At 61.9% G+C, this 13,105-nt stretch carries 12 protein-coding genes and 1 pseudogene; 8 read left to right on the forward strand and 5 right to left on the reverse strand.

Annotation, left to right across the window (positions count from 1 at the left end; genetic code table 11):
- Positions 1 to 4 precede the first annotated feature (4 nt).
- The 8 genes from CGA21_RS25030 (at position 5) to CGA21_RS25065 (ending at position 8,096) form a co-directional block, all read left to right on the forward strand.
- Complete coding sequence (locus tag CGA21_RS25030) at positions 5 to 586, forward strand: cupin domain-containing protein (protein ID WP_188265277.1); 582 nt, start codon at positions 5 to 7, stop codon at positions 584 to 586.
- The gene (locus CGA21_RS25035; RefSeq protein ID WP_188265278.1) at positions 583 to 1,566 is read left to right on the forward strand and encodes a fumarylacetoacetate hydrolase family protein; all 984 of its coding nucleotides are present in this window, start codon (positions 583 to 585) and stop codon (positions 1,564 to 1,566) included. Before CGA21_RS25030 ends, CGA21_RS25035 begins: the two co-directional genes overlap by 4 nt.
- A 10-nt stretch (positions 1,567 to 1,576) precedes the next feature.
- On the forward strand, positions 1,577 to 2,581 hold the full coding sequence (locus CGA21_RS25040) for an NAD-dependent epimerase/dehydratase family protein (protein WP_188265279.1): 1,005 nt from the start codon (positions 1,577 to 1,579) through the stop codon (positions 2,579 to 2,581).
- On the forward strand, positions 2,559 to 3,353 hold the full coding sequence (locus CGA21_RS25045; protein ID WP_110755197.1) for a cyclase family protein: 795 nt from the start codon (positions 2,559 to 2,561) through the stop codon (positions 3,351 to 3,353). Before CGA21_RS25040 ends, CGA21_RS25045 begins: the two co-directional genes overlap by 23 nt.
- A 46-nt stretch (positions 3,354 to 3,399) precedes the next feature.
- Complete coding sequence (locus tag CGA21_RS25050) at positions 3,400 to 5,073, forward strand: arylsulfatase (protein WP_188265280.1); 1,674 nt, start codon at positions 3,400 to 3,402, stop codon at positions 5,071 to 5,073.
- A 124-nt stretch (positions 5,074 to 5,197) separates the two neighbouring features.
- Positions 5,198 to 6,598 (forward strand): GABA permease, encoded by a 1,401-nt coding sequence (gene gabP / locus CGA21_RS25055; protein ID WP_188265281.1) that lies wholly within the window; start codon positions 5,198 to 5,200, stop codon positions 6,596 to 6,598.
- 93 nt (positions 6,599 to 6,691) lie between these two features.
- Entirely contained in the window at positions 6,692 to 7,432 is a 741-nt protein-coding gene (locus tag CGA21_RS25060) for a Mut7-C RNAse domain-containing protein (protein ID WP_188265282.1), read from the forward strand.
- Positions 7,433 to 7,514: 82 nt separating this feature from the next.
- Positions 7,515 to 8,096 carry a hypothetical protein gene (locus tag CGA21_RS25065; protein ID WP_020798133.1) on the forward strand — a complete coding sequence of 194 codons (582 nt, stop codon included), beginning with the start codon at positions 7,515 to 7,517 and terminating at the stop codon, positions 8,094 to 8,096.
- 27 nt (positions 8,097 to 8,123) lie between these two features.
- On the opposite strand, the gene CGA21_RS25070 is transcribed toward CGA21_RS25065, so the two are convergent.
- The 5 genes and pseudogenes from CGA21_RS25070 to CGA21_RS25090 form a co-directional block, all read right to left on the reverse strand.
- Positions 8,124 to 8,810, reverse strand: coding sequence for a TetR/AcrR family transcriptional regulator (locus CGA21_RS25070; protein ID WP_188265283.1), 687 nt, complete (start codon positions 8,808 to 8,810; stop codon positions 8,124 to 8,126).
- Between the two features lie 76 nt (positions 8,811 to 8,886).
- A complete protein-coding gene (locus tag CGA21_RS25075) occupies positions 8,887 to 10,314 on the reverse strand; it encodes a purine-cytosine permease family protein (RefSeq protein ID WP_020798131.1) in 1,428 nt (475 codons plus the stop codon).
- Between the two features lie 94 nt (positions 10,315 to 10,408).
- Complete coding sequence (locus CGA21_RS25080) at positions 10,409 to 11,551, reverse strand: acyl-CoA dehydrogenase family protein (protein ID WP_110755206.1); 1,143 nt, start codon at positions 11,549 to 11,551, stop codon at positions 10,409 to 10,411.
- Positions 11,541 to 12,707 (reverse strand): CaiB/BaiF CoA transferase family protein, encoded by a 1,167-nt coding sequence (locus CGA21_RS25085; RefSeq protein ID WP_188265284.1) that lies wholly within the window; start codon positions 12,705 to 12,707, stop codon positions 11,541 to 11,543. Before CGA21_RS25085 ends, CGA21_RS25080 begins: the two co-directional genes overlap by 11 nt.
- 129 nt (positions 12,708 to 12,836) lie before the next feature.
- Positions 12,837 to 13,105: pseudogene (locus CGA21_RS25090) on the reverse strand (urocanate hydratase); the annotation flags it as partial.

Consider the following 13,105-nt stretch of genomic DNA (forward strand, 5'->3'; position numbering starts at 1 on the left):
TTCCATGCAAGCGCTTCCTGAATTCAAACGAGTGGTTACTGGTCACGATCAACATGGCCAGGCGATCGTCGCCAGCAATGGGCCGACGCCGAACGTGTTCCCGCTGTCGTCCGTGCCGGGCACGGTGTTTCATGAACTGTGGAACAGCAGCGCCAGCCCGGCGTTGCTGGACAACGCCAGCGATCCCAGCAGCAAACCGTTGCAACTGAGCCCCGGACCACAGGGCAGCGTGATTCGGGTGGTGGATATTCCACCAGACAGCGTGCAGAACCAGGTCAGCGCTGAAGAGGCCGCGGCAGCGTTCGCCGAAATTGGCCAATCCCACGCCGGCACCGGCAAAGCCGACTCCCGGCACAAATTGATGCACCGCACCGAGACGCTCGACTACGGCATCGTCACCGAGGGGGAAGTGTGGCTGGTACTGGATCAGGAGGAGGTGCACCTCAAGCGCGGCGACGTCGTGGTGCAGCGCGGCACCAACCACGCCTGGAGCAACCGCACCGAAGCGATGGCACGTATGGTCTTCATTCTTCTCGACGGGCGCTTCGCCGCAGAGTTGAACCCTGAGCAAGGAGCATCGGTATGAAACTCGCCACCCTGAAAAACGCCAGCCGCGACGGTCAGCTCGTCGTGATCTCGCAAGACCTCGCCTGGGCACTGGACGCCAGCTGCGTGGCGCCGACCTTGCAGCACGCCATAGAAAACTGGAGCAGCAGCGAGCCGCGTTTGCAGGTGCTGGCCCGTCAATTGAATGCCGGCGAAGCGGCGGATGCCTTTGCCTTCGACCCAAGCCAGGCCATGGCGCCCTTGCCGCGTGCCTATCAGTGGTGCGACGGCTCGGCCTTCCTCAGTCACGGTGCGCTGATGCAGAAAGCGTTCAACCTCGATCCCATCGACGGCGTCGAACACACGCCGCTGATGTACCAGGGGGCCGGCGACGATTTCATTGGTCCGCGCGACGATATCGCGCTGCCGAGCGAGAGCCAGGGCATCGATTTCGAAGGCGAGTTCGTGGTCCTGGTGGATGACGTGCCAATGGGCTGCGACGCACAAAGGGCGCTGCGGCACATCAAGTTGATTCTGCAAATCAACGACGTCAGTTTGCGCGCCCTGGCCCCGCGGGAAATGCGTACCGGCTTCGGGTTCTTGCAGGCCAAGCCCTCGTCCAGCTTCGCTGCGCTGGCCATCACCCCGGACGAGCTGGGTGATGCCTGGCGCGATGGGCGAGTGCACTTGCCGTTGCAGGTGCACTGGAATGGCCAATGGTTCGGTCATCCGAACGGCGGGCAGATGAACTTCAGCTTCGGCCAGTTGATCGCCCATGCGGCGCTGACTCGCCGGCTGCGCGCGGGCACGCTGATCGGCTCCGGTACGGTCTCGAATGCCGAGCGCAGTGCGGGTTCGGCCTGCATTGCCGAGCGTCGCGCCATTGAAATGATCGAGCACGGTGCCGCACAGACGGGCTTCATGCGCTTTGGCGACCGCGTGCGCATGGATGTCCTGGATAGCGACGGCCTGTCGCTGTTCGGCGGCATCGATCAATGCGTGGTCCAGGCCCAAGGCTGAGGAGCGGCTTATGCGTGTGTTGATTACCGGTGCCAATGGTTTTGTCGGACGAGAGCTGGTGCGCTGCCTGCTGGCGCGGGGCAGCTTGCGCGGCCAGCGCATTGGCTCGTTGCTGGTGCTGGACAGGGACTTGCAGGGCTTGCCGGAAGACGCTCGCCTGCGTCGTCATTTCGGCAGCGTGACCGATCCGGCCTTGATGCGCCGGGTGTTGGCCGACGGCATCGACGTGGTGTTCCATCTGGTCAGCATTCCCGGGGGCGCGGCAGAAGAACAATACGAACTCGGCTACCAGGTCAACCTGCTGGCCAGCCTGGAATTGCTCAACCAGCTGCGCAACAAAACCCAGCCGCCGGTCCTGGTGTATGCCAGCAGCGTCGCAGTGTATGGCGGTGATTTGCCGGAACGGATGAACGAGACTGCCGAGTTGCACCCCCAACTGTCCTATGGCACGCACAAGGCCATGGTGGAAAGCGCCGTGAGCGACCTTGCCCGGCGCGGCGACGTGGATGGTCGCGTGTTGCGCCTGCCGGGCATTGTCGCCCGGCCCCGCGAGCCCAATGGCTTGCGTTCGGCATTTATGAGCGACTTGATGCGGGCCTTTGCCGAAGGCGAATCCTATCGCTGCCCGGTCTCGCCAGAGGCGACAGCCTGGTGGATGTCGGCACGCTGCTGTGTGAACAACCTGATCCACGCTGCAGAGCTCGATGGCGCCGCGTTGGGCGCGCAACGGGTGTGGCAGTTGCCGGTTCTGCATCTGTCCATCAGCCAAGTGGTCGACGCACTGGCCGAGCGCTATGGGCAGGAGCGCCGCAAGCTGATCAGCTATGCGCCCGACGCCGCCCTGCAAGCGTTGTTCGGCCGAATGCCGCCCCTGAAAACCCCGCAGGCCCGGGCCGCCGGTTTCAGCCATGACCGTAATGCTGCCGCGCTGGTCCGCAACTCCCTTTATCCCGCCGCCCCCCGACACTTGCCCCTGACCGGAGAGACCCTTCATGTCACAGCCAAACAAGCCTAAGCGTCGTCTCGTCGACCTCTCGGTCACCCTCGACAACAACCCCTATACCGATCCGCCACCGTTGTTGCCGAAGATCGATTACATGGATCACCAACAAGGCTGGCCGGAAATGGCCGCGATGTTCCCCGGGCTGCAGCTCGAGCAGATGCCAGGCAACGAATCCTGGGCGGCCGAGCGACTGCACATCACCACCCACAGCGGCACGCACATGGATGCGCCCTGGCATTACGCCTCGACCACCGATGGCGGTCAGCCGGCGTTCGGCATCGATGAGTTACCGCTGGATTGGTGCCTGCAACCGGGAGTGAAGCTGGACTTTCGGCACATGGCGGACGGTCATGTGGTGACGGCCGACGAGATCGAAGCCGAGCTGGGGCGAATTGGCCATCAATTGCAGCCACTGGATATCGTGCTGGTCAACACCCGTGCCGGGGCGTTATTCGGTCAACCGGGGTATCTGGATGCCGGTGTCGGAATCGGTCGTGAAGCCACCTTGTATCTGTTGGAGCGTGGGGTGCGGGTGGTCGGCACCGATGCCTGGAGTTGGGACGCACCGTTCAAGTACACCCGGGAGCGTTTTGCAGCCGACGGCGATGCCTCGATCATTTGGGAGGGGCACAAGGCCGGACGCGATATCGGCTATGGGCAAATGGAAAAGCTCGCCAATCTGCAATCCCTGCCGGCCAGTGGGTTCACGGTGTCGTGTTTCCCCTACAAGATCAAGCACGCATCGGCGGGGTTTGTTCGCGCGGTGGCGATATTTGAAGCGTAAGCCAGGCACCGAACAACCCTCGATCAACCACAATAAGAGAGAACACATGCGTCTGCCTCACACCTTTCTGACGGCCGTGCTGGCGCTGGGTAGCAGCCTGGCCATGGCGGCCAGCTCAGGCTCCGTGCAGCCTAACATCCTGCTGATCGTGGCCGATGACCTGGGCTATTCCGACCTGGGCAGCTATGGCGGCGAAATCAGTACGCCAACCCTGGATCAACTCGCCAGGGATGGCCTGCAGTTCACCAACCTGTACGCTGCGCCGACCTGTTCGATCACCCGCTCGATGCTGATGTCCGGCACCGACAATCACCTCGCCGGGCTCGGCACCATGGCTGAAGCCTTGCAACCGTTTCAACGGGGCAAGCCGGGTTACGAGGGGTATCTGAACCAGCGTTCTTACTCGATTGCCGAACTGCTGCAACAGGGCGGCTACAGCACCCTGATGGTCGGCAAATGGCACCTGGGGCTGGAGGCGGATCAAGGACCTGATCAACGAGGATTCGAGCAGTCTTTCACTTTGCTGGAGGGCGGTGCATCGCACTTCAAACCCTCCAGCATCGACCCGACAAAAATCGAGCAAGTGCACTACCGCGAAAACGGCAAGGCCGTGGAGTTGCCGGAGAATTTCTATTCCTCGGACTTCTACACCGACAAGCTGATCGGCTACCTGCAAAACAGCCAGAAAGACGGCAAGCCGTTTTTCGCCTACGCGGCCTTCACCTCGCCGCACTGGCCGCTGCAAGCGCCCAAGGAGTACCTGGACAAGTACAAGGGGCGGTTCGATCAGGGCTATGACAGCGTACGGTTGGCGCGTATCGAGCGGATGAAAAAGCTGGGCTTGATGGCGGGCGACGCCCAGCCGGCGAAACCGTTGCCGGTGAATCCCAAGCTGCCGGGCTGGGAGCAATTGAGCCCTGAGCAGCAACAGGTCGAGGCGCGGAAGATGGAAATCTACGCTGCCATGGTCGATAACCTCGACCACAACATCGGCCGCCTGATCGATTACCTGCGCCAGAGTGGCCAATACGACAACACCCTGATCGTGTTCATGTCGGATAACGGGGCGGCGGGGGAGAACCACGCTCAGTTCTATCCACCCGGCGCGCGCACCGACAATAGCTATGCCAACCTCGGGCAGAAGGGATCACAGATCGACTATGGCCTGCGCTGGGCCGAGGTCAGCGCGGCTCCCTTCCGCCTATTCAAAGGCACCACCGCAGAAGGCGGCATCAGCGTGCCGGCGATCGTCCAGTTGCCCAAGGCATTGCGTCGTCAGGGGGTGGAACGCGGCGTAGCGCGGGTGGATGACCTGGCGCCGACCTTCCTGGAACTGGCAGGTATCGCACTGCCAGCCGATGCCGATAAACACCCGATCACCGGCAAATCAATGCTGCCAATGCTCGCCGGTAAAGGCAGCCCGCACATTAACGACAGCCTGGCCGGAGAGCTGTTCGGCAATGCCTATTACCGCGAGGGAAACCTGAAGCTGCTGGGCATGCGCCCGCAGGGCGGGTTTGGCGATAACGCCCAGCCGCCGCAATGGCAATTGTTCGATCTGGCGCAGGACCGCGGCGAAACCACCGACCTGGCTGCTGCTCAGCCGGAGACGGTGCAACGGCTCAAGGCGGCCTGGATGAAGTATGCCGAGCGGGTGGGCGTGGTGTTTCCCCACACCATGACTGTGGCCGAAGACAAGGGACGAGCCGTTGATGACTGATCAGTTCTGCTTGCGACCGGACACGCGCCCCGTGTCGAGATCAGGTACGGAGGCGACGCGATCAGGTAATTGATTTGGCGGAAAAGCCGGGTAAGGTGGCGCATCTTTTGCCGCGGTGCCCACAATGACAAGCCCCAGTTTCAAGGATTCGAACGGCCAATTGGCGCAGGGCTTCAAGCCTCGTCACGTCACCATGCTTTCCATCGCCGGCATCATTGGTGCCGGCCTGTTCGTCGGGTCGGGGCATGCCATTGCCGCGGCTGGCCCGGCCGTCTTGCTGGCCTATCTGTTCTCCGGCCTGCTGGTCGTGCTGGTCATGCGCATGCTCGGGGAAATGGCGGTGGCCAATCCCGATACCGGATCGTTCTCTACCTATGCCGACCAGGCCATCGGGCGCTGGGCCGGGTTTACCATCGGTTGGCTTTATTGGTGGTTCTGGGTCCTGGTGATTCCCATCGAAGCCCTGGCGGCCGGCCATGTGCTGCACCAGTGGTTTCCCCAGGTCGATGCCTGGCTGTTCGCCCTGGGTTCGATCATCGCCCTGGTGGTGACCAATCTGTTCAGTGTGTCCAAGTACGGGGAGTTCGAATTCTGGTTTGCCATGGCCAAGGTCGTGGCGATCATCGGTTTCATCGGTGTGGGTTTTGCCGTGCTGATGGGCTGGGTTCCCGATCGCCAGGTCAGCGGCTTGAGCGGCTTGATGGCCCAGCACGGCGGCTTTGCCCCCAACGGCTTGTCCGCGGTGGTCGGCGCTTTCATCACCATCATGTTCAGCTTCATCGGTACGGAGGCGGTCACCATCGCCGCTGCCGAATCGAATAACCCCGCGCAAAACATTGCCAAGGCCACTCGCTCGGTGATCTGGCGGATCGGAGTGTTCTACCTGTTGTCGATTTTCGTGGTGATCTCCGTGGTGCCCTGGAATGATCCGCTGTTGGCTTCCGTGGGTTCCTACCAGCGCGCGCTTGAGCTGATGGACATTCCCCACGCCAAGTTCATGGTGGACGTGGTGGTACTGATCGCCGTGGCCAGTTGCATGAACTCCTCGATCTACATTGCCTCGCGCATGCTGTACTCGCTGGGCCGTCGTGGCGACGCACCGAAGGTGCTCAAGGCGACCTCCTCCGAAGGCGTGCCGCGGGCCGCCGTCATCGCCAGCACGGTGCTGGGCGCCGCGATCACTGTCTGGAGCTACTTCATGCCCGCCGGCCTGTTCGAGTTCCTGCTCGCCAGTTCCGGCGCCATCGCCTTGCTGGTGTACCTGGCGATTGCCGTGTCACAACTGCGCATGCGGCGCATGTTGCGCCGGCAGAAGGTCGAGCTGGCCTTTCGCATGTGGTTGTTCCCGTGGCTCACCTGGCTGGTCATCCTGTTCATCTGTGCGGCGCTGGCGGTGATGATGATCACGCCCGAACACCGCACCGAAGTGAGCACGACCATCGGCCTGGCGTTGGCGATTTCCTTCATCGGCCTGGTGACATCCCGTGAACCGGCGCGGGCTGCAAGGGCGACGTCGGTGGGATAGCTGGCCGGGTAGCGCAGGCCAGCTGATTCAGCCTGCCGCAGCAGATGCTTAAACCCGACTCGCGCATCCTGTAGCCCTGCCATACTGTAAAGCATGACACGTGCAAATTTCCGCTTCTATGAGGAGCTCAACGATTTCCTGCCGGCCGAGCGACGGCGGCAGTCATTCACCTGCGAGTGCGCGCGAGGGGCGACGGTCAAGCACATGATCGAGGCGCTCGGGATACCGCACACGGAGGTCGAGCTGGTGCTGCTCAACGGTGAGTCGGTGGGCCTGGATCGGGTGATCATCGACGACGACCGGTTGGCGGTGTATCCCAAATTCGAAGCGCTGGACATCAGCCCGCTGCTGAAGGTTCGTGCGCAACCTTTACGTGTGTTGCGCTTTGTCGCAGATGCGCACCTGGGCGGCCTGGCCAGCCTTTTGCGCATGAGCGGCTTCGACACGCTCTACGACAATGGCTTCGAGGATGGCGAGATCGCCGAGATCGCAGCAACCCAAGGGCGCATCGTGCTGACCCGCGACCGCGAGCTGCTCAAGCGGCGCATCATCAGCCACGGCTGCTACGTGCATGCCCTTAAACCATCGCTGCAGCTGCGTGAAATATACGAGCGCCTGGACCTGGCGCGTAGCGCGCGGCCATTCAGCCTGTGCCTTCATTGCAACCTGCCGCTGCACGAGATCAGCGCGGAACTCGCCCGTTTGCAGGTGCCGCCACGGGTTGGCGCCCTCTATTCGCACTTCCTGCGCTGCGACGGTTGCCAACGAATTTACTGGGAGGGTTCGCACTGGCGCGGCATGTGCGCACTGCTGGCACCTTTGCTGGATCGGTAGCTGATCTTTGCAGGTCTCCTGCAAGGAGCACTTTTCCACTGCTATGCTGATGACATCTGTTTCCATACTCGAGACGAGTAGCATGGCAGCACAAGGCAAGCGCTCCCCGTTCATGTTCAAGGCCATGGCCTATCCGGCTGGAATTTTGCTTGTCGCTGGGGCTGCCATGACGCTGCTCGACACTTACTTCGACCTGACGTTGCTGGCTGTGGCCACGGGCTGGCTGCTATTTTTCCGGGATTGGCTATTGCTGGAAACGCCAATGCCGAATTGGTCGCTGCTGATGATTATCGCGATTTTAATCGCCATGCTGTCTGTAGCGATTTTCTACGCCCGCATCACCGAAGGAACGGACGGCGAGTTACACGAGATAGAGCGAAAAATTTACAAAAAGAACAACCCTCAGTTCCCACGGCTGACGGAAAACCAGACGCTGTTGATGGAAGCTTTGGCCTATCATGCGAACTTCAGGAAAGTTGCAAATCTGGACTCGATTTGCAAGCTGGTCTCCCTCAGCACGTTAGAAGTTGAAACCGGTCTGAAGCAACTCCAGGCCAAACGTCTTGTGAAGCAAAAAGTCACAAGGGGGACGTTCGGCTCCACCATTTTTGAACTGACCCTGGCCGGCAAGGATTACGCGTTAGAGCGCTTTGAGCTGACGTAGTCCGGCGGCCCCGCTGCAAGCCTCGAATCATGGCTTGAGGTTCAAGTGCGCATGTGCGCTTTTCGGATCGACAAACCAGTGCTGCGCATTGTGATCACTTGAAGTCAGGTCGGCACTCAGGCCGTCTCTTGCGATAATGCGCAGGACGCAAACCGTGAGTAGTTCCGTCAGCTGCCGTTCAGCAATCTCCAATTCGTTCCAGTGCAACTGGCCATAGAGCATACCCATCACTGCATGGGTGATCAGGCAGGTCTCGGCATGGGGTTTGTCTTTGCGTGCGCGTTCATCGGCGATGATGTCGCTCAACATCGCACGGTGCGCGTGCTTCAACTTGTCGACGTGATGTTTGTGGGCCTCGTCGAGGTTCACGAACTCGCGGGTCACCAGGATCAATCGGTGCTTTTCGGTCAAGGCAAAGCCTACGAAGGCCTGGACAAAGCGACGTACCCGTTCGGCGCGGGTTTTGGCGCCTTTCATGCGACGCCTGGTGATGATCAGCAAGTCGGACAAAGCGGATTCGATGAGCTCGAACAACAGGCACTGTTTATTTTCGATGTGGTGGTAAAGCGACCCGGCCTGCAACCCGACGTGACTTGCCAGGTCACGCAAGCCAATGGCCTGGAAGCCACGTGTTGCGAATAGCTCGACTGCAGCGCGAACCAGCCGGTCGCGAGCGCTGAGTGGCGAATGGGTGGAGGCGTCGATTGCAAGCATGGTGGTTTCATCAGGGAAAAAGTGATTGTTCAGGGTTACGGGCAGGGCGGCCCTGGCGCGCCGCCCTGCAGCCGGATCAGAGCGGATTGGACTCTTGCGGAAGAATCAGCCGCGAAGGCACGCGTTGGTGCGAACCCCGTGCCACCCAGTAGTAGATGAAGGCGGGCACTATCAGGCCGATCAGCCATGAGATATCGGTGCCACCGAGGGTTTCGACCAGCGGGCCGGTGTAGAAGCTGGTGGCAATGAATGGCATCTGGATCACCACGCCGAGGGTGTACACCGCGATGCCGGGCAGGTTCCAGCGTCCGTAGCGGCCATCAGGATCCGAGAGGGCCGGAATGTCGTAGCGCTCTTTGGTCACCAGGTAGAAGTCCACCAGGTTGATCGCGCTCCAGGGGGTGAAAAACGCCAGCAGGAACAGGATGAAGGCGGAGAAGTCATGCAGGAACGAGTGGCGGCCCATCAAGGCCAGTGCTGTCGCCGCGCCGACCATGACCAGGATGTAGAGCAGGCGCGACACCCTGGAAATTTCCTGGTTGCCGCGAAAACCGCTGACGATGGTTGCCAGTGACATGAAGCTGCCATAGGCGTTGAGGGTCGTGATGGTGACCTTGCCGAACACGATGCTGAAAAACAGCAGCGACGCCACAAAGCCACTTGCACCCAGGCCAACGATGTAGGACACCTCGTGCCCGGCGAACTGATCCCCCGCCAGCGCGGCGACGAACACACCGAAGATCATGGAGATCTGGGTGCCGATGACCGATCCCAGCCCAACGGCGAGAAAGGTTTTCAGGGCCGATGTGCTTCTCGGCAGATAGCGCGAATAGTCGGCGACGTAGGGGCCGAAAGCGATCTGCCAGGAGGCCGACAGCGAGATCGCCAGCAGAAAACTGCTCAGGGAAAAGTGCCGGTTGGCCAGCAGTTCGCCGATGTCGTGGGCGGACAGCAAGCGGTAGAACAGGTAGAAAAACGACACCACGCCAATGAGGCTCGACAGCCGTCCGATCCAGTGGATGGTGCGATAGCCCAGCACGGTCAGCACGACGATCATCGCCGCGAAAATGAGAATGCCGGTGCCATCACTGACGTTTAGCAACTGGCTGATAGCCTGGCCGGCGAGCACCGAGCCGCTGGCGGAGAATCCCACGTACATCAGGCAGGCCAGAACGATGGGGATGACGGCGCCGTAGACACCGAACTGCACACGGCTGGAGATCATTTGCGGCAGGCCCAGCTGCGGGCCCTGGGCTGCGTGCAAGGCCATGATCGCGCCGCCCAGCAGTTGACCGATCAGCAGGCCGATCAGCGACCAGAACACATCGCCGCCCAGCACCACGGCCAGGGCTCCGGTGACGATGGCGGTGACTTGCAGGTTGGCGCCGAACCACAGGGTGAACTGACTGAGCAGTCGTCCATGGCGCTCGGATTCGGGAATGTAATCGATGGATCGCCGTTCTATATACGACTTGCGCTGCGCACTTTCTTTGGAGGCGGACATGGCGGTTCCTCTCGGGTGTCGTGGAATACGACAGCCTTCTCAGGTGGGGACATTCGGGATGAGGCCTGCAAGGCAGGCCCCGGTTTTTGCCCGGTTAGCGCTGGGCGTCGAGTACGCTTCGCGAAATAATGATTTTCTGCACTTCCGAGGTGCCCTCGAAAATCCGCAGGATCCGTGCGTCGCGCACATAGCGCTCCAGCGGCAGGTCGCGGATGTAGCCGTAGCCGCCGTGCAGTTGCAGAGCGGCATCGGTAATGAAGCCGGCGCATTCGGCGGCGAACAACTTGGCAGTGGCCGATTCCAGGCTGAAGCGTTCGCCGCTGTCACGGCGCGCGGCGGCTTTCCAGGTGAGCATGCGAGCCGCTTCCAGCTGCGCATGCATGTCAGCGATGCGCCATTGGGTGCCTTGATAGGCCGCCAGCGGCTTGGGCCCGATCTGCCGTTCGCGCACCCAGGCAAGGCTTGCCTGCAACGCCGCATTGGCAACCCCCAGGGACATGGCGGCGACTTCGACGCGGCCGCGGTCGAGTACGGCCATGGCGGTGTTGAAACCGGCGCCTTCGCTGCCCAGCAGTGCCGATGCCGGCAGCCAGCAATCCAGGGACAGTTCATAGATGGTGCTGCCGCGCAGGCCCATGGTTTTTTCCGGACTGGAGAAGCTGATGCCCGCAGTGCCCTGGGGAATCATGAAGGCGCTGATGCCCTTGTGCCCGGCGTCGGCGTCGGTCTTGGCGTAGAGCACGATGAAACCGGCTTCACGGGCGTTGGTGATGTAGTGCTTGCTGCCACGGATTCTCCAGCCGCCGTTTTCAGCCTGCGCCCGGCAGCGCATGTCGGCCGGGTTGGAGCCCGCGGCCGGTTCGGTCAGGGCAAATGCCCCGAGCAACTCGCCGCTGGCAGCGCGGGGCAGCCATTCCTGCTTTTGCGCTTCGGTGCCGCCGATCAGGATCGAGTCGGTCGCCAGGAAGTGCGCGGTCAGGGCCGACGCGGTTGAGGCACAGGCGCCGGCGACGGCTTCGACCACGCGACTCATTGCCAGACTGCCGATGCCCAGGCCACCATATTCTTCGGGCAGGTTGATGCCCATGCCACCCAGTTCAGCCAGGGCTTGCAGGCTCTCGGCACAGAACGTCTCGGTTTCGTCGTAATGCTGGGCGCGCGGCTGGATCACCTCGCGGGCCAGTTTTTCAGCGGTTTCGATAACGGCCAGTTCGACCTGGTCCAGTTCAAAGTTCATGGGGAATCTCCTGTTTGTTCAGTCCGAATGCCTCGTTGTCAGCGCCCAGGCGAGGCGCGAGGGTGAGGGCATGGGGTTTATGGCCATTGAAGAAAACCGGTTGCGGCACCAGTGGCTGCTCGCAGCCCGCGGGGCGAACCAGCAATTGACGAACCTGTGCCTGTTCGCTGTCGGCAGCCTGGGCGAGGTTCCACACCGGGGAGGACGGTACGCCGGCATCGAGGAGCGTGTCGCAGGCCTGGTCGACGCTCAGTTGGCCGGTCCAGTGTTCGATTTCGGCGCGCAAGGCCGGCTCGTTTTGCGTGCGTTGCGGGTCATCGGCGAAGCGTGGGTCGCTGGCCAGTTCTGGCTTGCCCATGCATTCGCACAGGCGCTGGAACAGTTTGTTGCTGGCGACCGCAATGACCACCTGGCCATCCGCCGCGCGATAGGTATCGAAGGGGGTCGACACCGGATGGCGATTGCCGACCAGGCCCGGCGCGACGCCATTGGCAAAGAGATTGGACAGGCCGGTCATTTGCAGGCTGAACAGCACATCGAACATGGCGACGTCGATGTATTGCGGGCCCGGCGCGTGCCGCTCGCGGGCGAACAACGCCGAGCTGATGGCCCAGGCGGCGTAGACCCCGGCACACAAGTCACCGATGGCCTCGCCGCTGCGGGTCGGTCCTGTGTCGGCAAAACCGGTGACGCTCATCAGCCCGGACATCGCCTGCGCGACGATGTCGTAGGCCGGGTTGGTTGACAGCGGACCATGCTGGCCGAAGCCGGAGATGCTCGCGTAGATCAGCCTGGGGTTGTATTGCTTGAGGGTATCGAAATCGATGCCCAGGCGACGGGTGACGCCGGGGCGGAAGTTCTCCACGACGACGTCGGCGTCGCGCACCAGTTCATACAGGCGGGCCAGGTCTGCGGTGGACTTGAAATCCATCTCGACACTGCGCTTGCCGCGATTGATCAGGCCAAAGTAAACACTCTCGCCGTCCTTGAAGGGACCCAGGTGACGGCTGTCATCGCCGTGTCCCGGCACTTCGAACTTGATCACGTCGGCGCCAAGGTCCGCCAGCATCGCGGTGCAGTGCGGGCCGGCCAGGACGCGGCTCAAGTCCAGCACGCGAACGCCTTGCAGTTGTTGGGTAAACGGGCTGCTGCTCATGGCAGTTTCCTCGTATGGGGGGATTTCTGTAGGAGCCGGCTTGCTGGCGATGCAGGCACCCTGGTGGGCCAGACGAACCGCTTTCGTCGGAGCGCCGCCTGCAGCAAGCCGGTTCCTACAGGGGGTGTGTTATTTACCGGTGATCATCGGCAGGTTCAGGCCCTGCTCCTTCGCGCAGTCGATCGCGATCTGGTAGCCCGCATCGGCATGACGCATGACGCCGGTCGCCGGGTCGTTGTGCAGCACGCGTGCGATACGCTCGGCCGCTTCATCAGTACCGTCGCAGACAATCACCATGCCCGAGTGCTGGGAGAAGCCCATGCCGACGCCGCCGCCGTGGTGCAGGGACACCCAGGTCGCGCCGCTCGCGGTGTTGAGCAGGGCGTTGAGCAGTGGCC

It is taken from the genome of Pseudomonas sp. PSB11 (assembly GCF_014596605.1).
GTDB classification, from domain to species: Bacteria; Pseudomonadota; Gammaproteobacteria; order Pseudomonadales; family Pseudomonadaceae; genus Aquipseudomonas; species Aquipseudomonas umsongensis.

Coding starts and splice junctions, on each gene's coding strand:
- CGA21_RS25030 (WP_188265277.1), top strand. CDS start 5: ATGCAAGCGCTTCCTGAATTCAAACGAGTGGTTACTGGTCACGATCAA.
- CGA21_RS25035 (WP_188265278.1), top strand. CDS start 583: ATGAAACTCGCCACCCTGAAAAACGCCAGCCGCGACGGTCAGCTCGTC.
- CGA21_RS25040 (WP_188265279.1), top strand. CDS start 1,577: ATGCGTGTGTTGATTACCGGTGCCAATGGTTTTGTCGGACGAGAGCTG.
- CGA21_RS25045 (WP_110755197.1), top strand. CDS start 2,559: ATGTCACAGCCAAACAAGCCTAAGCGTCGTCTCGTCGACCTCTCGGTC.
- CGA21_RS25050 (WP_188265280.1), top strand. CDS start 3,400: ATGCGTCTGCCTCACACCTTTCTGACGGCCGTGCTGGCGCTGGGTAGC.
- gabP (WP_188265281.1), top strand. CDS start 5,198: ATGACAAGCCCCAGTTTCAAGGATTCGAACGGCCAATTGGCGCAGGGC.
- CGA21_RS25060 (WP_188265282.1), top strand. CDS start 6,692: ATGACACGTGCAAATTTCCGCTTCTATGAGGAGCTCAACGATTTCCTG.
- CGA21_RS25065 (WP_020798133.1), top strand. CDS start 7,515: ATGGCAGCACAAGGCAAGCGCTCCCCGTTCATGTTCAAGGCCATGGCC.
- CGA21_RS25070 (WP_188265283.1), bottom strand. CDS start 8,810: ATGCTTGCAATCGACGCCTCCACCCATTCGCCACTCAGCGCTCGCGAC.
- CGA21_RS25075 (WP_020798131.1), bottom strand. CDS start 10,314: ATGTCCGCCTCCAAAGAAAGTGCGCAGCGCAAGTCGTATATAGAACGG.
- CGA21_RS25080 (WP_110755206.1), bottom strand. CDS start 11,551: ATGAACTTTGAACTGGACCAGGTCGAACTGGCCGTTATCGAAACCGCT.
- CGA21_RS25085 (WP_188265284.1), bottom strand. CDS start 12,707: ATGAGCAGCAGCCCGTTTACCCAACAACTGCAAGGCGTTCGCGTGCTG.